15 protein-coding genes are annotated in these 17,459 nt (G+C 46.3%); 14 read left to right on the top strand and 1 reads right to left on the bottom strand.

Annotated elements, in window-relative coordinates:
• Positions 1–76: 76 nt before the first annotated feature.
• The 14 genes from rsmH to lpxC all read left to right on the top strand — a co-directional run bounded on the left by rsmH (position 77) and on the right by lpxC (position 16,748).
• Positions 77–1,027, top strand: a complete 951-nt coding sequence (rsmH, locus tag MTF70_RS14285; protein WP_017633610.1) for a 16S rRNA (cytosine(1402)-N(4))-methyltransferase RsmH — start codon at positions 77–79, stop codon at positions 1,025–1,027.
• A 5-nt stretch (positions 1,028–1,032) separates the two neighbouring features.
• Positions 1,033–1,350 (top strand): cell division protein FtsL, encoded by a 318-nt coding sequence (gene ftsL, locus MTF70_RS14290; protein WP_005372920.1) that lies wholly within the window; start codon positions 1,033–1,035, stop codon positions 1,348–1,350.
• The gene (locus MTF70_RS14295) at positions 1,347–3,140 is read left to right on the top strand and encodes a penicillin-binding transpeptidase domain-containing protein (protein ID WP_086046525.1); all 1,794 of its coding nucleotides are present in this window, start codon (positions 1,347–1,349) and stop codon (positions 3,138–3,140) included. Before ftsL ends, MTF70_RS14295 begins: the two co-directional genes overlap by 4 nt.
• Before the next feature lie 62 nt (positions 3,141–3,202).
• Entirely contained in the window at positions 3,203–4,684 is a 1,482-nt protein-coding gene (gene murE / locus MTF70_RS14300; protein ID WP_054578500.1) for a UDP-N-acetylmuramoyl-L-alanyl-D-glutamate--2,6-diaminopimelate ligase, read from the top strand.
• The gene (gene murF, locus MTF70_RS14305) at positions 4,681–6,045 is read left to right on the top strand and encodes a UDP-N-acetylmuramoyl-tripeptide--D-alanyl-D-alanine ligase (RefSeq protein WP_205461397.1); all 1,365 of its coding nucleotides are present in this window, start codon (positions 4,681–4,683) and stop codon (positions 6,043–6,045) included. Before murE ends, murF begins: the two co-directional genes overlap by 4 nt.
• Positions 6,045–7,127: a phospho-N-acetylmuramoyl-pentapeptide-transferase gene (gene mraY / locus MTF70_RS14310; RefSeq protein ID WP_005372931.1), complete on the top strand. Its 1,083-nt coding sequence runs from the start codon at positions 6,045–6,047 to the stop codon at positions 7,125–7,127. Before murF ends, mraY begins: the two co-directional genes overlap by 1 nt.
• Before the next feature lie 39 nt (positions 7,128–7,166).
• A complete protein-coding gene (murD, locus tag MTF70_RS14315) occupies positions 7,167–8,480 on the top strand; it encodes a UDP-N-acetylmuramoyl-L-alanine--D-glutamate ligase (RefSeq protein WP_025768406.1) in 1,314 nt (437 codons plus the stop codon).
• A gap of 18 nt (positions 8,481–8,498) precedes the next feature.
• Positions 8,499–9,695, top strand: coding sequence for a cell division protein FtsW (gene ftsW, locus MTF70_RS14320; protein WP_025768407.1), 1,197 nt, complete (start codon positions 8,499–8,501; stop codon positions 9,693–9,695).
• A complete protein-coding gene (murG, locus tag MTF70_RS14325) occupies positions 9,682–10,749 on the top strand; it encodes an undecaprenyldiphospho-muramoylpentapeptide beta-N-acetylglucosaminyltransferase (protein WP_025768408.1) in 1,068 nt (355 codons plus the stop codon). The genes ftsW and murG overlap by 14 nt, the downstream gene beginning before the upstream one ends.
• A 23-nt stretch (positions 10,750–10,772) precedes the next feature.
• Positions 10,773–12,230 carry a UDP-N-acetylmuramate--L-alanine ligase gene (gene murC, locus MTF70_RS14330; protein ID WP_005387395.1) on the top strand — a complete coding sequence of 486 codons (1,458 nt, stop codon included), beginning with the start codon at positions 10,773–10,775 and terminating at the stop codon, positions 12,228–12,230.
• Between the two features lie 192 nt (positions 12,231–12,422).
• Entirely contained in the window at positions 12,423–13,205 is a 783-nt protein-coding gene (locus tag MTF70_RS14335; protein WP_025768409.1) for a cell division protein FtsQ/DivIB, read from the top strand.
• Complete coding sequence (gene ftsA / locus MTF70_RS14340) at positions 13,198–14,460, top strand: cell division protein FtsA (RefSeq protein WP_005372946.1); 1,263 nt, start codon at positions 13,198–13,200, stop codon at positions 14,458–14,460. The genes MTF70_RS14335 and ftsA overlap by 8 nt, the downstream gene beginning before the upstream one ends.
• A gap of 30 nt (positions 14,461–14,490) precedes the next feature.
• Positions 14,491–15,729: a cell division protein FtsZ gene (ftsZ, locus tag MTF70_RS14345; RefSeq protein WP_017633617.1), complete on the top strand. Its 1,239-nt coding sequence runs from the start codon at positions 14,491–14,493 to the stop codon at positions 15,727–15,729.
• Between the two features lie 101 nt (positions 15,730–15,830).
• Positions 15,831–16,748, top strand: coding sequence for a UDP-3-O-acyl-N-acetylglucosamine deacetylase (gene lpxC / locus MTF70_RS14350; RefSeq protein ID WP_025768410.1), 918 nt, complete (start codon positions 15,831–15,833; stop codon positions 16,746–16,748).
• Between the two features lie 114 nt (positions 16,749–16,862).
• Here lpxC and MTF70_RS14355 read toward each other — a convergent pair whose 3' ends face one another.
• Complete coding sequence (locus tag MTF70_RS14355; protein ID WP_025768411.1) at positions 16,863–17,321, bottom strand: DciA family protein; 459 nt, start codon at positions 17,319–17,321, stop codon at positions 16,863–16,865.
• Positions 17,322–17,459 lie beyond the last annotated feature (138 nt).

Here is a 17,459-nt window from a genome sequence, read left to right on the forward strand (position 1 = left end):
TTTAGACTTGTGGTGGCGATGATGTAGGAAATCAGTACACTAAAGAATCGCTTCAAGATCATTCAACGAGAAAGCTATGACCGAAACCTTCCAACATATTTCCGTGTTATTAAATGAATCCATTGATGGCTTAGCTATCAAACCAGACGGCGTCTATATTGATGGAACATTTGGCCGTGGCGGTCACAGCCGGACAATTCTATCTAAACTCGGTGAAAATGGCCGACTGTACAGTATCGACCGTGACCCTCAAGCGATCGCTGAGGCAGGCAAAATCAATGACCCTCGCTTCACCATTATTCATGGTCCATTTTCTGGTATTGCTGAGTATGCTGAAGAGTATGGGCTAGTTGGAAAAGTGGATGGTGTTCTTCTGGATTTAGGCGTTTCTTCTCCTCAGTTAGACGACGCAGAGCGTGGCTTTAGCTTTATGAAAGATGGTCCGCTAGATATGCGTATGGACCCGACATCAGGTATTCCAGTATCTCAATGGTTGATGGAAGCAGACCTCGATGATATCACTTGGGTCATTCGCGAGTTCGGGGAAGATAAACATGCGCGCCGTATTGCAAAAGCGATTGTTGCCTACCGTGAAGATGAAGAAAATGAGCCAATGGTTCGCACTGGTCAGCTGGCAAAATTGATTTCAGATGCCGCACCGAAAAGTTTTAAAGAGAAAAAACACCCTGCGACTCGTGCTTTCCAGGCTTTTCGTATTTACATCAACAGTGAGTTAGAAGAAATTGATACGGCACTTAAAGGCGCGGCGAGCATTCTTGCTCCTGAAGGCCGTTTATCTGTGATTAGCTTCCACTCTCTGGAAGACCGTATGGTCAAACGTTTTATCCGTAAAGAGAGCAAAGGGCCTGAAGTGCCACACGGTATTCCAATGACGGAAGAGCAAATTCGTGCTCTTGGTAGTGCGAATATGAAAGCGGTGAGCAAAGCGATTAAACCAAGCAAACAAGAAATTGAAATGAACCCTCGTTCGCGCAGCTCTGTGTTAAGAATTGCAGAAAAGCTTTAATTATTATGACGAAATCCACTCCTAATCTTGCTAAGTTGATTGCAACGGATCTCCTCACTGTTGGTCGCTGGCCATTACTGTTGTTGCTATTGATCGTGGCATCGGCAATGGGAGTGGTATTTGCTACCCACCATGCGCGTCAAGCGATCACCGAGAAAGACCATACGTTGGTTGAACGAGAACGATTAGATAGCGAATGGCGTAACTTAATGTTGGAAGAAACTGCCCTCGCGGAACACAGTCGTGTTCAAGACCTTGCCAAAAAAGAACTTGAAATGAAACGACCTGATGGCGATAAAGAAGTGGTTGTCACGCTCAAATGATTAGAAAAAAATCCAACACGAAACAAGCCAATAAGCGTAAACCTGTAGCAAAAGAGAAAGCGGCTACGGGGGATAAGAAAACCGATAACAAAGCAGTGAAAGTGGCGGTCGAAGAATCTTTCTTGATTCGTTGGCGCTTCCATCTATTACTGTTTTTTGTTTTTTGTGCATTTGCCCTTTTGGTGGCACGCGTAGCCTACATCCAAATCATTGAGCCAGATAACCTGATTAAACAAGGTGACCTACGTTCGGTTCGTGTTAAATCCATTCCTTCTGCTCGCGGTATTATTTCGGATCGAAATGGTGAGCCGCTTGCTGTCAGTGTGCCGGTTGAGGCGGTTTGGGCAGATCCTGCCACTATATTTAAAGAAAACGCGTTAAGCCAGACCAAAAGTTGGCATGCATTAGCGGATGTTCTTGGTATTGACCGACAAGGGTTAATAGACAAAATTAAGCGCAATGAAAAACGTCGCTTTATCTACTTGCAGCGCCAGGTCAGTCCGGCCATGGCGAACTATATTCGTGAGCTAAAGCTGCCAGGTGTTGGCCTTAAGTCGGAATCTCGTCGTTATTATCCTGCAGGTGAGGTTAGTGCTCACTTAGTCGGTGTAACAGGCATTGACGGGCATGGCCTAGAAGGTGTGGAGCGTAGCTACGATGAGTGGCTCACTGGCGCGGCGGGTAAGAAAACTATTCGTAAAGATCGCTATGGTCGTGTTGTGGAAAACATTGCTTGGCAAGACAAGCAAGAAGGTAAATCACTTCAGTTAACCATCGATCAGCGCCTACAGGCGATTGCGTATCGTGCGATTAAGCAAGCCGTTGCGGACCACCGCGCTACTTCGGGTTCTGTTGTCATGTTGGATGTAAAAACGGGCGCCGTATTGGCCATGGTTAATGCTCCTTCTTACAACCCTAACAATCGTAGCGATTGGCAAAGCTATCAAATGCGTAACCGAGTGATCACGGACTCAATGGAGCCCGGTTCGACCATTAAGCCTTTCGTTATTTTAGCCGCCTTAGAAAATGGGATAGCCGATAAAGATACCATCGTAGATACCGGTAATGGTGTCCTACGTTTAGGTGGTAGTCGAGTCAGAGATGTCTCTCGCGTAGGCAAAGCGAGCTTGACCACGATCCTTAAAAAGTCGAGTAATATCGGTGTGACGAAGCTAGCAATGCAAATGCCGGTAGAGGCGCTTCTTGGGCTGTACAGTTCAGTGGGTTTTGGTGAGCTTTCTGGCCTAAACCTAGTTGGGGAAGTGACGGGTATTTTTCCTACACGAACTCGTTGGTCGCCAATTGAGCGCGCCACGATTGCGTTTGGTTACGGTCTATCAATTACACCAATCCAGCTAGCCCATGCTTATGCGACGCTTGGAAACCTTGGCAAATACGAGCCTATTCATATTATTGAAAGCAATGATCATGACATGTCACGTCAAGTGGTGAGTGCGAAGTATGCGCGTCAAGTATTAGACATGTTGGAAACCGTAACTCAAAAAGGGGGCTCGGCTCGCAGAGCAGCAGTTCCTGGTTATCGAGTGGGAGCGAAAACAGGTACATCACGTAAAGCTTCTGCTGGCGGGTACAGCGACGAGTACATCACCTACACGGCTGGGCTTGCTCCGGTTAGCGATCCGCGAATTGCTTTGGTGGTGATCGTAAACGAGCCTCAAGGTGATGACTACTATGGTGGTTCGGTAGCGTCTCCTGTCTTCTCTGAAATCATGAAAGGCGCGCTACAAATACTCAATGTTGCACCTGACGAAAACAAATTCCAACAGTAAGCCCTGTGGTTTACTGAGCAAACAAAATTAAGAAAACCTGAGCCAAAGCTCGGAGAACAAATATGACTAAAGCCATCAGTATGGACGTGCTGCTTTCCCCTTGGGTGGATTGCCCTAGCTTATCGTCCGTTCTTGTTTCTGAATTGGAGCTCGACAGCCGAAGAGTTCAACCTGGAACCACGTTTGTAGCAGTGATTGGCCATGTTGTGGATGGGCGTAAATTCATTGCCTCTGCAATTGAGCAAGGTGCAAATGCAGCCCTGGCGCAAGCCTGCGATGTCAAAACACATGGTACGGTGGAAATCATTGATGATGTTCCCGTCATTTACATTGATAGGTTGGACCAACGTTTATCCGCAATTGCTGGAAAGCTTTATGCTTACCCTGATATGGATTTGATTGGTGTCACCGGCACCAACGGCAAAACCACCATTACCCAGTTAATAGCGCAATGGCTAGAACTGCTTGACCATAAAGCGGCGGTAATGGGAACAACAGGAAATGGCTTCCTCAATAACTTGCAACAAGCTGCGAATACAACGGGGAATGCCGTTGAAATTCAGAAAACGCTCTCCTCTCTCGCAAATCAACAAGCCACATACACCGCGCTAGAAGTATCTTCCCATGGCCTGACGCAAGGTCGTGTCAAAGCATTATCATTTGCGGCGGGCGTGTTTACTAACTTAAGTCGTGACCATCTTGATTACCATGGCACGATGGAAGAGTATGCCAATGCAAAGCTTGGGTTGTTCACGCAACACCAATGTGAACGTGCCATTATCAATGTTGATGATGAAGTAGGTCATCAATGGGCGTCGCAGTTAAGTAATGCGGTCGCTGTTTCGCTCAAACCGAATACTGAATTTGAAAGCGCAATTTGGGCGACGGAAGTCAGTTACGCGGAGTCAGGGATTACTATTAAGTTCGATGGTAAATTTGGCTCAGGTGAATTGCACGCGCCATTGATTGGTGAGTTTAATGCAACCAACTTAATGCTCGCTTTTGCGACCTTATTAAGCTTAGGTAAAGAGAAACAAGCGTTACTCGAAACCGCAGGTCAACTGCAACCTGTACTCGGCCGAATGGAGTTATTCCAAACTGAGGATCGTGCCAAAGTCGTGGTTGATTATGCCCATACTCCTGATGCTTTAGAAAAAGCGCTGCAAGCTTTACGAGTTCATTGTGAAGGCCAGCTGTGGGCTATTTTTGGCTGCGGTGGCGATCGCGATGCAGGTAAGCGCCCAATGATGGCGGAAATTGCAGAGCGTCTAGGCGACAGAGTGGTGTTGACTGACGATAACCCACGCAGCGAAGACCCGGTTCAGATTGTGAAAGACATGTTAGCTGGGCTGTCAAAACCTGCTGAAGCGATTGTTCAGCATGACCGCTTCAAAGCACTGTCTTATGCCATTGAAAATGCTTCGCCAAACGACATTATCTTGTTAGCTGGAAAGGGCCATGAAGATTATCAGATTCGTAATGGCGAAACGATTCATTACTCCGACCGCGAGTCCGCAATGCAACTTTTAGGATTGACCTCATGATCAAAGTAACGTTATCTCAAATTGCAGACATCACTCGTGGTGAGCGATTCGGCGACGAGCTACTTATCGACGCGGTTTCTACTGATACACGAACGATTGAGCGTGGGGCTGTATTCGTCGCGTTAGTTGGGGAGCGCTTTGATGCGCACAACTTTTGCCAACAAGCGGTAGATGCAGGTGCCGGTGCTTTACTCGTGGAAAAACGCTTAGATGTGAATGTGCCGCAAATTGTGGTGTCGGATACCAAACTTGCATTGGGTGAATTTGCTTCTTGGGTGCATCAAGCATGCCAAACACCTACCGTTGCCATCACCGGAAGTTGCGGTAAAACGACCGTAAAAGAAATGGTTGCGAGTATCCTGCAATTGAAAGGCAAAGTGCTATTCACGGCGGGTAACTTCAATAATGATATTGGTGTTCCGTTGACATTATTACGCTCACAGCAGGATGATGATTATGCCGTGATTGAGCTTGGTGCTAACCATATAGGTGAAATTGCTTACACGACTCAGTTAGTAAAACCAGATATCGCGTTAGTGAACAATGTAGCAGCCGCTCACCTTGAAGGCTTTGGTTCTATCGATGGCGTGAAACAAGCCAAAGGTGAAATCTACCAAGGCCTTTCAGCTGGTGGTATTGCGATTGTTAACCTAGACAGCAATGGTGAAGCCAAGTGGGATGAAGTGTTAGCAGATAAGAAAGTCATTACTTTTTCACAAAGTAATACTGATGCAGACTTCTTCGCTTCTAACATCGTATTGAACGCCGCAGGTGAAGCAAGCTTTGACTTACATATCGCAGCAAGCTCACAAGAAATTGAACTGTCTCTGGGTATCATAGGTCAACACAACGTTGCGAATGCCATCGCTGCTTCTATTATTGCGTTACAAATGGGCGCCACATTAGAAGAGGTTCGCGCTGGCCTTAAACATTTGAACAAAGTGAAAGGTCGCGTCGAGGTTGAAGCGCTGAGCGAAAAGATAAAATTGATTGACGACAGCTACAACGCGAGCGTGCCAGCCATGAAAGCGGCAGTTGATTTATTGGCCGCTTTCCCAGGTCAACGCTGGCTGATTTTAGGTAATATGGCGGAATTGGGCGAGGAAAGTCTTGCACTTCATCGTCAAGTCGGGGAACATGCTGCCCCACAAAAATTTGAACATGTTCTCACATATGGTGCAGACGCCAAGGTGATCAGTGATCTTTGCCAAGGCATTCATTTTGAGACGCACCAAGAGATGATTGAATACATCAAGCAGCATCTAGACCAAGCCGTTCCTGAAAACCATACGATATTGGTGAAAGGAGCGAACGGTGCACGTATGTTTGAAGTCGCTGCTGCTTTGAAGGAGTATTATTAATGATTATTTGGCTTGCCGAGCTGCTACAGCCATACCTGTCTTTTTTCCGATTGTTTGAATACTTGTCTTTTCGAGCAATCCTAAGCGTATTAACCGCTCTAGGTCTGTCATTATGGATGGGACCAATCATGATCAAGCGTTTGCAAATGCTGCAAATTGGTCAGGTAGTGCGTAACGAAGGTCCTGAATCTCACTTTAGTAAGCGTGGTACCCCAACAATGGGCGGTATCATGATCTTAGCGGCCATCTCAATCACGATTTTGCTATGGACAGACTTATCCAACCCTTACGTATGGGCGGTACTGACAGTCTTACTTGGCTACGGTGCGGTCGGATTTGTTGATGATTATCGTAAAGTGGTACGCAAAAATACCGATGGCTTGATCGCGCGTTGGAAGTACTTCTGGCAGTCGTTGATCGCGTTTGTCGTCGCTTTCGCATTGTATGCTTACGGTAAAGACACAGCAGCAACTCAGCTAGTGGTGCCATTCTTTAAAGACATCATGCCGCAGCTTGGTTTGATGTATATCATTCTGACTTACTTTGTCATTGTAGGTACAAGTAACGCGGTCAACCTGACTGATGGTCTAGACGGTTTGGCAATCATGCCAACGGTTCTTGTTGCAGCAGGCTTCGCGGTTATTGCATGGGCGACCGGTAACGTTAACTTCTCTGAATACCTTCATATACCATACTTACCACATGCTTCTGAGTTAGTTGTCGTATGTACAGCAATCGTAGGTGCAGGCCTTGGTTTCTTGTGGTTTAACACGTACCCAGCACAAGTGTTCATGGGCGATGTGGGCTCACTAGCGCTTGGCGGTGCATTGGGCACCATTGCTGTTCTAGTTCGTCAAGAGTTGGTGTTGGTGATCATGGGTGGCGTATTTGTAATGGAAACGCTATCAGTCATCCTGCAGGTAGGTTCTTACAAATTACGTGGTCAGCGCATTTTCCGTATGGCACCAATTCACCACCACTACGAATTGAAAGGTTGGCCAGAACCTCGCGTAATCGTGCGCTTCTGGATTATTTCTATGGTTCTTGTTCTGATTGGTCTTGCGACATTGAAAGTGCGTTAATCGCGCTTTCCAAGAACAAGATTTACAGTGTGATCAAATATGGAACGTTGGCAAAACATACATAGTGTTGTCGTCGTAGGGCTCGGTATTACCGGGCTCTCTGTCGTTAAACACCTAAGAAAAAATCAGCCACAACTTGTGGTCAAAGTCATTGATACTCGTGTAAACCCTCCAGGTGCAGAGCGCTTGCCGGAAAGTGTTCAACTGCATAGTGGTGGTTGGAATACAGACTGGCTTTCTGACGCGGATCTTATCGTGACCAACCCTGGTATTGCGCTAGCGACACCAGAGATCCAAGCCGTATTAGCAAAAGGTACGGCCGTAGTAGGTGATATCGAGTTATTCGCTTGGGCGGTGCAGAAACCGGTGATTGCGATTACGGGCTCAAACGGTAAGAGCACAGTAACCGGCCTCACAGGTGTGATGGCTGAGGCTGCAGGTTTGGATGTTGGCGTTGGTGGTAACATCGGTGTGCCTGCACTGGATTTGTTAGAACAAGACGCAGACCTATATGTACTCGAACTCTCGAGCTTCCAGTTAGAAACGACGTCAAGCTTAAAGCTCAAAGCCGCTGCGTTTCTGAATCTTTCTGAAGATCATATGGATCGTTATCAAGGCATGTCTGACTATCGACAAGCTAAGTTGCGTATTTTTAACCATGCTGCTCTTGCAGTCGTGAACCGTGATGATCAAGAAACCTTCCCAGACGCAGAGATGCCATTGGTGACATTTGGCAGCGACAATCAGGACTTTGGTCTCGAGGTGGATGGCAACCGTACTTGGCTGCTCGATCACGGTCAACGAGTTGTCGCAAGTGATGAGCTTAAGTTGGTTGGTAAGCACAACTTATCTAACGCTCTGGTTGCTTTAGCGCTATTAAAAGCTGCGGACGTAAACTATCACAAAGCATTGAATGCACTTAAAAATTACACGGGACTGACACACCGATGCCAGGTGGTTGCGGATAATCAAGGCGTCAAATGGGTGAATGACTCTAAAGCAACTAATATTGCCAGCACTATGGCTGCGCTATCTGGTTTGGAATCGACAGGCAAGCTCTACTTACTCGTTGGTGGTGTTGGCAAAGGTGCTGACTTCTCGCCATTAAAACCGATCTTCTCGACGCTTAACTTGCAACTGTGTTGCTTTGGCGCTGATGGCGATGAATTTATGCCACTGCATGAATCTGCAATACGTTTCGACACTATGGAAGATGTGATTCAACAAGTATCTTCGCAGTTAAAACCAGGTGATATGGTGATGCTGTCTCCTGCATGTGCTAGCTTTGATCAATTCGACAACTTTATGGCAAGAGGTGATGCTTTCGCTGCTCTTGCTCAGAAATATGCATAATTAAAGGTTACACACTTCGTGGGTTTAGGTAACGTTAAACGCAGTATTGGCAATTGGCTCAAGCATCCAGCCCCAGAGGCGATGTTTGATCGTCAGTTAGTGTGGATTGCACTGGGTTTGATGTTGACTGGTTTGGTCATGGTAACCTCTGCATCATTTCCAATCAGCTCTCGATTAACGGAACAGCCGTTCCACTTTATGTTTCGTCATGCGACGTTTCTCGTGCTGGCGTTAGGGACCTCCGCTGTTATTTTGCAAGTGCCTTTGCAAGAGTGGTTTAAGAAGAGCCATTACTTACTTTGGGCTTCTTTCGCACTGTTGATCATCGTGCTCTTGGCGGGTAAGTCGGTTAATGGTGCGTCTCGTTGGATTCCCCTCGGGCTGTTTAACCTTCAGCCAGCGGAGGTCGCGAAGCTATCGCTGTTTATCTTCATGTCTGGTTACTTAGTTCGAAAGCAAGACGAAGTACGACAAACGTTCTTTGGTGGCTTTATGAAGCCAATCATGGTGTTTGCCTTCTTTGCAGTATTACTACTTGGTCAGCCAGACTTGGGGACGGTCGTCGTGATGCTGGTCACGCTGTTTGGCATGCTTTTTATCGCAGGTGCAAAACTAACCCAGTTTCTCGCCTTGATGGTGGCAGGTATCGGCGCTGTGGTAGGTTTGATTCTCGTCGAGCCATACCGTATGCGACGAGTAACCTCCTTCCTTGACCCGTGGGAAGACCCATTTGGCAGTGGCTATCAGTTGACTCAGTCTTTGATGGCGTTTGGTCGTGGTGAATGGTTCGGTCAAGGTCTCGGTAACTCAATTCAAAAACTGGAATATCTACCAGAAGCGCATACCGACTTTGTGTTTGCGGTACTTGCTGAAGAGCTTGGTTTCGTGGGCGTTGTGTTGGTCTTAATGTTGATTTTTAGCTTAGTGCTAAAAGCGGTTTACATAGGCAAGCGTGCGTTTGAAGAAGGCGAAATGTTCGGCGGTTATCTGGCTTTCGGTATAGGTATTTGGTTTGCGTTCCAGACCTTGGTGAACGTTGGTGCTGCAGCTGGTATCGTACCAACCAAAGGTTTAACACTTCCGCTAATCAGTTATGGTGGTTCCAGTCTGATTATTATGTCCGTCGCAGTGTCCATATTGCTGCGTATCGATTACGAATGCCGCTTGAAACGCGAGCAAGAACAATCAGAACAACAAACTAATGAAACAAAATAAACGTTTGATGGTGATGGCTGGTGGTACTGGCGGTCACGTATTCCCAGGTTTGGCGGTAGCAAAACAGCTTCAAGAGCAAGGTTGGGAGATCCGTTGGTTAGGTACGGCGGATCGAATGGAAGCGGATTTGGTGCCAAAACATGGCATTGAAATCGACTTTATCAAAGTGAAAGGGTTACGAGGTCAAGGCGTTAAACGTCTTCTTGCAGCACCATTTCAAATTATCAATGCCATTATGCAGGCTCGTGCTCACATGAAACGCTGGCAGCCAGACGCAGTGCTTGGTATGGGCGGTTATGTTAGCGGCCCGGGCGGTATTGCCGCTTGGATGAGTGGCATTCCTGTTGTTCTGCATGAACAAAATGCAGTAGCAGGTTTAACGAACCAATGGTTATCGAAAATCGCTAAGAAGGTTTTTCAGGCTTTCCCTGGCGCTTTTCCAAATGCCGAAGTGGTTGGGAACCCAGTTCGTGAAGATGTGACTCAATTAGCAGCGCCAATTGAGCGCATGCAAGAGCGCCAAGGTCCAATTCGCATTTTGGTTATGGGTGGCAGCCAAGGCGCACGTATTCTTAACCAAACTCTGCCAGACGTGATGTCGAAATTGGGCGAAGATTACTGTATTCGTCATCAAGCGGGCAAAGGTGCCGCCGAAGAAGTGAATGCAGCATACCAAGCTAATGGTGTGGTAAATGCAGAAGTAATGGAATTCATTGATGACGTTGCAGAAGCTTACGCATGGGCTGACCTTTTAGTTTGTCGCTCTGGAGCGTTAACCGTTTCTGAAGTCTCGGCGGCAGGTGTAGGCGCTATTTTTGTTCCATTCATGCACAAAGACCGCCAGCAAGCACTTAATGCAGACCACTTGGTGGATTGCGGCGCGGCGAAAATGATTGAACAACCAGATTTAACCGTTGAGTCTCTGACTCAGCAGATCCAACAATTGGATCGCCAAGCTTTACTTACAATGGCTGAGCAAGCGCGTGGCGCTGCAAAATTGAATGCTGACCGAGTTGTCGCACAAGCCATTGTCGCTTTGACCGAAAAGCGTTAACCGAATTATTGAGAATAGAATTGATGACAATCCAACATACACAAGACTTAGCTCAGATTCGCGCAATGGTGCCAGAGATGCGCCGCGTGAAATCCATCCACTTCATCGGTATTGGTGGTGCGGGCATGAGCGGCATTGCAGAAGTGCTGTTGAACGAAGGCTACCAAATCACAGGTTCTGATCTATCAGAGAACGCTGTGACAGAGCGTTTGGTATCAAAAGGTGCGACGGTATTTATTGGTCATCAAGCCAGTAATGTAGAAAAAGCCAGTGTGGTTGTTGTGTCAACGGCGATCAACGAAGAAAACCCAGAAGTGATGGCGGCACGTGAATTACGCATCCCTATTGTACGCCGCGCAGAGATGTTGGCTGAATTGATGCGATTCCGTCACGGTATTGCCGTTGCGGGTACACACGGTAAAACCACGACGACCGCTCTTGTTACTCAAATCTATTCTGAAGCCGGTCTTGATCCAACGTTTGTGAATGGCGGTTTGGTGAAAAGCGCAGGTACAAATGCGCGTCTAGGCTCGAGTCGTATTCTAATTGCAGAGGCAGATGAAAGTGACGCGTCATTCCTGCACTTGCAACCAATGGTGAGCATTGTTACCAATATCGAAGCCGATCATATGGATACCTATGGTGGTGACTTTGAAACCTTAAAGCAAACCTTCATCGATTTCCTTCATAATCTACCGTTTTACGGCCAAGCAATTGTTTGCATTGATGATCCTGTGGTTCGAGAGTTAATCCCACGTATTAGTCGTCAAGTGATAACTTACGGTTTTTCTGAAGATGCCGACGTACGTATTGAAGATTATCGTCAAGAGGGGCAGCAAGGCAAATTTACGGTAGTACGTAAAGGGCGAGCTAACTTAGATATCACGCTGAATATTCCAGGTCGTCACAATGCATTGAATGCGTCTGCTGCGATTGCGGTTGCTACTGAAGATGACATTGAAGACGATGCGATCCTAAAGGCAATGGCTGGTACGCAAGGTACGGGAAGACGTTTTGATCACCTTGGCGAGTTTGATACTGGCAACGGCCATGCAATGCTTGTTGATGATTACGGCCATCATCCAACAGAAGTGGATGTAACCATTAATGCAGCACGCAGTGGTTGGCAAGACAAGCGTTTGGTGATGATTTTCCAACCGCACCGTTATAGCCGTACTCGTGATTTATACGATGATTTCGCGAATGTGCTTGAACAGGTGGATGTATTGATCATGCTGGATGTTTACGCAGCGGGTGAAAAGCCGATTGCAGGTGCTGATGGGCGCGCTTTATGTCGCACAATTCGCAGCCGAGGCAAGGTAGACCCGATTTTTGTTCCAGAAATCGAGCAATTACCTTCAGTTTTAGCTAACGTTATACAAGACGGCGACCTAATCTTAACGCAAGGTGCGGGTGATATTGGTAAAGTGGCGAAACAGCTGGCAGGTCTTAAATTGAATATAAACAAGATGCTTGGCTGACACATATTGTTGATGCGAAGGACAGATAAAGACTCAGATCTCGATTTTGCGTCAATATCATTGTGATTTATTGCTATCAGTGTTTGATAGTTTACAAGAGCTCAGTATAATCCCAAGGTTAAAGTCAAGACTTTTACCTCTGCGTAATTATATGGGTAAAAAGTACACGACAAAAGTCAGGAAACGAAGACGTTGTTGAATATTGCACTGAATGACGAGCGACCAAATACGGGTAACAACCCTGGTCGCCAAGAAAAAATCTTGGGTGCGTTATTTTTCGTTGTGGTTGTGACTTTAATTAGTTCTGTTTTGTACGCGGCGATCAGTTGGATGTGGGATGACCAAAGGTTACCTCTCTCCAAAATAGTACTTCAGGGGAAACTGGAGTATGTCCAAGCTGACGATGTGCAGGCTGCATTTAGTCGAATCGATCACATCGGTACATTTATGTCCCAGGATATTGATGTATTACAGCAAAGTGTCGAAGCTCTGCCATGGGTAGCGCATGCCGCAATCCGAAAGCAGTGGCCGGATACAGTAAAAGTTTTTTTGACGGAGCATCAACCAGAAGCCATTTGGAATGGCAACGAACTGTTAGATAAAAACGGGTTCGTTTTTGATGGAGATGTTGCTCTGTTGCAAGAAGAAAAAGTGAAGCTGTACGGACCCAAAGATAGCGGACCGGAAGTCTTACAGACTTACCGTGATTTGAGTCCTAAGTTTCAGCAATTGGGTTTAGCGATATCGTCTCTGGTATTAAACGAGCGACGAGCTTGGCAAATCATCCTTGATAACGGTATTCGATTAGAGCTCGGTAAAGAGTCTCTTCTTGAGCGTATAGAGCGCTTTTTTAAGCTCTATAACAAGCTTGGCAGTGACACGCAAAGAATCAGTTATATCGATCTTAGGTACGATACAGGAGCCGCAGTTGGTTGGTTTCCTGAACAAGAGTTAGAAGAGAGTACAGATGACTAAGGCCGCTGATGACAACATTATTGTTGGTCTTGATATAGGCACTGCAACCGTATCGGCTCTAGTGGGTGAGGTTTTACCAGACGGTCAAATTAATATTATTGGCGCAGGTAGTAGCCCCTCACGCGGCATGGATAAAGGTGGCGTGAATGATTTGGAGTCGGTTGTAAAATCAGTACAACGTGCAATTGATCAAGCTGAATTAATGGCAGAGTGCCAGATCAGCCGAGTCTTCATTTCGTTGTCTGGTAAGCATATCGCAAGCCGAATTGAAAAAGGTATGGGCACGATTTCTGATGAAGAGGTGTCTCAAGAAGACATGGATCGCGCTATCCATACCGCAAAATCGATTAAAATCGGTGATGAACAGCGAATTCTTCATGTGATCCCGCAAGAGTTCACCATTGATTACCAAGAAGGAATCAAAAATCCGCTTGGTTTATCTGGGGTAAGAATGGAAGTGAGTGTCCACCTTATCTCATGCCATAATGACATGGCACGCAACATTATTAAGGCGGTAGAACGCTGCGGCCTTAAAGTAGAACAACTCGTATTTTCTGGGCTTGCTGCTAGTAATGCAGTAATCACCGAGGATGAAAGAGAGCTTGGAGTTTGTGTGGTTGATATTGGCGCCGGCACGATGGATGTGGCCATCTGGACTGGCGGTGCGTTACGTCACACAGAAGTATTTTCGTACGCAGGAAATGCTGTAACCAGTGATATTGCTTTTGCTTTTGGCACGCCAGTGAGCGATGCTGAAGAAATAAAAGTCAAATATGGCTGTGCTTTGAGTGAACTGGTCAGTAAGGATGACACGGTTAATGTACCAAGCGTAGGTGGACGACCATCACGTAGCCTGCAACGTCAAACGTTGTCAGAAGTGATTGAGCCACGCTACTCTGAGCTTATGGGACTGGTTAACCAAACTATCGACTCTGTACAAGCAAAATTGCGCGAAGAGGGTATCAAGCACCATCTGGCTGCGGGAGTTGTACTCACCGGCGGTGCTGCGCAAATGGACGGAGTGGTAGAATGTGCGGAACGCGTATTCCGCAATCAAGTAAGGGTCGGCAAACCGCTCGAAGTCAGCGGATTAACTGACTATGTAAAAGAGCCGTACCATTCTACGGCAGTTGGATTACTTCATTACGCAAGAGACATGCAGTCTAGCGACGATAGCGATTATAATGAACCTAAACGCTCATCTGTAACTGGCTTTTTCGATAAATTGCGTAACTGGATACAAAAAGAGTTTTAACCTGAGTTGCAGGATAAACGGAGACAACACATGTTTGAACCGATGATGGAAATGTCTGACGATGCAGTAATCAAGGTCGTTGGGGTTGGTGGCGGCGGTGGTAACGCCGTTGAACACATGGTGCGTGAATCCATCGAAGGTGTGGAATTCATCAGCGTCAACACTGATGCGCAAGCACTTCGTAAGACAAGCGTTGGCAATGTAATTCAGATCGGTGGTGATATCACTAAAGGTCTGGGTGCAGGTGCTAATCCACAGGTTGGCCGTGACGCAGCTCTCGAAGACAGAGATCGAATTAAAGATTCCCTGACTGGCGCCGATATGGTGTTTATCGCAGCTGGTATGGGTGGCGGTACCGGTACTGGTGCAGCGCCTGTTATTGCTGAAGTGGCTAAAGAGCTTGGCATTCTAACAGTAGCGGTAGTAACTAAACCGTTTAGTTTTGAAGGTAAAAAGCGTTTGGCATTTGCTGAGCAAGGTATCGATGAGCTCTCTAAGCATGTTGACTCTTTGATCACGATTCCAAACGAAAAGCTACTTAAAGTACTTGGTCGTGGTGTAACACTACTAGAAGCTTTTGCAAGCGCTAACGATGTTCTTAAGAATGCCGTTCAAGGTATTGCTGAGCTAATTACTCGCCCTGGCATGATCAACGTCGACTTTGCGGACGTAAGAACTGTAATGTCTGAAATGGGTCACGCAATGATGGGTAGCGGCATCGCCAAAGGTGAAGACCGTGCTGAAGAAGCGGCTGAAATGGCAATTTCTAGCCCACTTCTGGAAGACATCGATCTAGCGGGCGCTCGTGGTGTTCTTGTCAATATTACTGCTGGTCTGGATATGCGTCTTGACGAGTTTGAGACGGTTGGTAATACAGTGAAGGCATTCGCTTCTGACAATGCGACTGTTGTTATCGGTACTTCTCTAGACCCTGATATGACTGACGAAATCCGCGTAACAGTTGTAGCGACAGGTATTGGTAATGAGAAAAAGCCAGATATCACGCTAGTTGCGGGTGGTAAAGCTAAAGTGGCACCGACGCCGCAAGCTCAACCACAGCAACAAGCAGCGGCAACGCAAGCTGAAGAAAAACCGGCACAGACTTTGCAGAATAATCAAGTGCAAGAGAAGCCACAGGTAACTCCTCAGCCGACAAACACTGCTCCTTCTTCTCCAGCTTCGTCGAGCCAAAGTTCTGCGGCTCCAAAGCAAGAAAAGGAAAGTGGTTATTTAGACATACCGGCATTTTTGCGTCGTCAGGCTGATTAATCTTTAACCCATAAATTTGACATGGCTCAAAATTATGGTAGCATTCACGGTCGACGTTACAGACGGCCGTGTTTTGTAGCAAATTTTTGAGAGGCAAGCAGATGATCAGACAACGTACTCTGAAAGAAATAGTGAAAACAACTGGTGTGGGTCTCCACTCTGGTCGTAAAGTCACACTTACTCTGCGCCCGGCTGCTGCAAATACAGGTATCATTTACCGTCGTACAGATGTAAATCCACCTGTAGATTTTCCAGCTGATCCAGCTTCGGTTCGTGACACCATGCTTTGTACTGCATTGGTAAACGATGAAGGTGTGCGTATTTCAACTGTTGAGCACTTGAATGCGGCACTTGCTGGTATGGGCATCGATAACATTATTGTCGAAGTAGACGCACCTGAAATTCCGATCATGGATGGTAGTGCAAGCCCATTTGTATACTTGCTACAACAAGCAGGTATCGAAACGCAAAATGCGCCAAAACGCTTCATCCGTATCAAAAAGCCAGTTCGTTTTGAAGATGGTGATAAATGGGCAGAATTTGTACCATTTAACGGCTTCCGTATGGACTTCGAAATTGAGTTTAATCACCCAGCGATTGAATCAGACGAGCAACGTTTGCTGTTTGATTTCTCGTCAAAAGGCTTTGTTCGTGAGATTTCTCGAGCACGTACGTTTGGCTTTATGCGTGATATCGAATATCTACAATCTCAAAACCTAGTTTTGGGTGGTAGTTTTGACAATGCTATCGTTTTGGATGATTACCGTATTCTTAATGAAGAAGGTCTACGCTTTGAAAATGAGTTTGTGACTCACAAAGTGTTGGATGCGATTGGTGACCTTTACATGTGTGGCCACCCAATCATTGGTGAATTCCGTGCCTTTAAATCTGGCCACGGTTTAAATAACCAACTGTTACGTGCTGTTCTTGCAGATCAGGAAGCGTGGGAGTGGACTACATTCGAAGAAGAAGTCGGCTCACCAGTAGCATTCGCAGAACCAAATATGGTGCTTGCGTAAATACTTGGCATTAGAATTAATAAAAAAACCAGGCTTATGCCTGGTTTTTTGCTATTTGGCTTTAATCCTGGATTTATCAATAACATTCAAGCTTTCAGCATATTGAAATAACGTTCACTTACGATCTTCCTTTTCTGCCATATCGGCTAATCGTTTTAAACGCTCTTGAATTTTCGGTGGCGCCATGTCGGCAATCGTCATTAATGACTTTGCTGCAGATTCGGTTAGTGGTGGACGCTTAGGTCTGTCGCCTTGTTGAAAGCGGTTTCGATATAGTGAAGGATTGATCCTCACTTCAACGCTCATCAGCTTGGCAAAGCCTTGAGTACGAAGTTTATTTAGGATCATGAGGCGATCGTAATCGATCTTCATTTTGATCGCGGCACTAGAGACATCGATCAATAGATGGCCGTTACGAACATTCGCTACTCGGCAATGATCGGCCGTCCCCGTGGGTAAGACCTCTTGCAAAGCTTGGTTAAGCTGTAAGATTTCTCCAGCATGTTCTTGAATCTGCTTGAACTGTGACTCAGCAATAACATCTTCAGTCGAGGTTGGACGGTGATCACGCATAGGTAAAATCTAATTTTGTTGAGATATAGCTATTCTAGAGCAGCTTTCTATCAAGGTATAGTTTACATTAACGTCTTTAGCTTCAGTTTTACAATGTAGCAAGGTAAAAAGCAAAGTTTGCTCTGGATGGATTACACA

This window comes from Vibrio sp. 2CM40D, assembly GCF_023161825.1.
In the GTDB taxonomy this organism is placed as follows: Bacteria; Pseudomonadota; Gammaproteobacteria; order Enterobacterales; family Vibrionaceae; genus Vibrio; species Vibrio alginolyticus.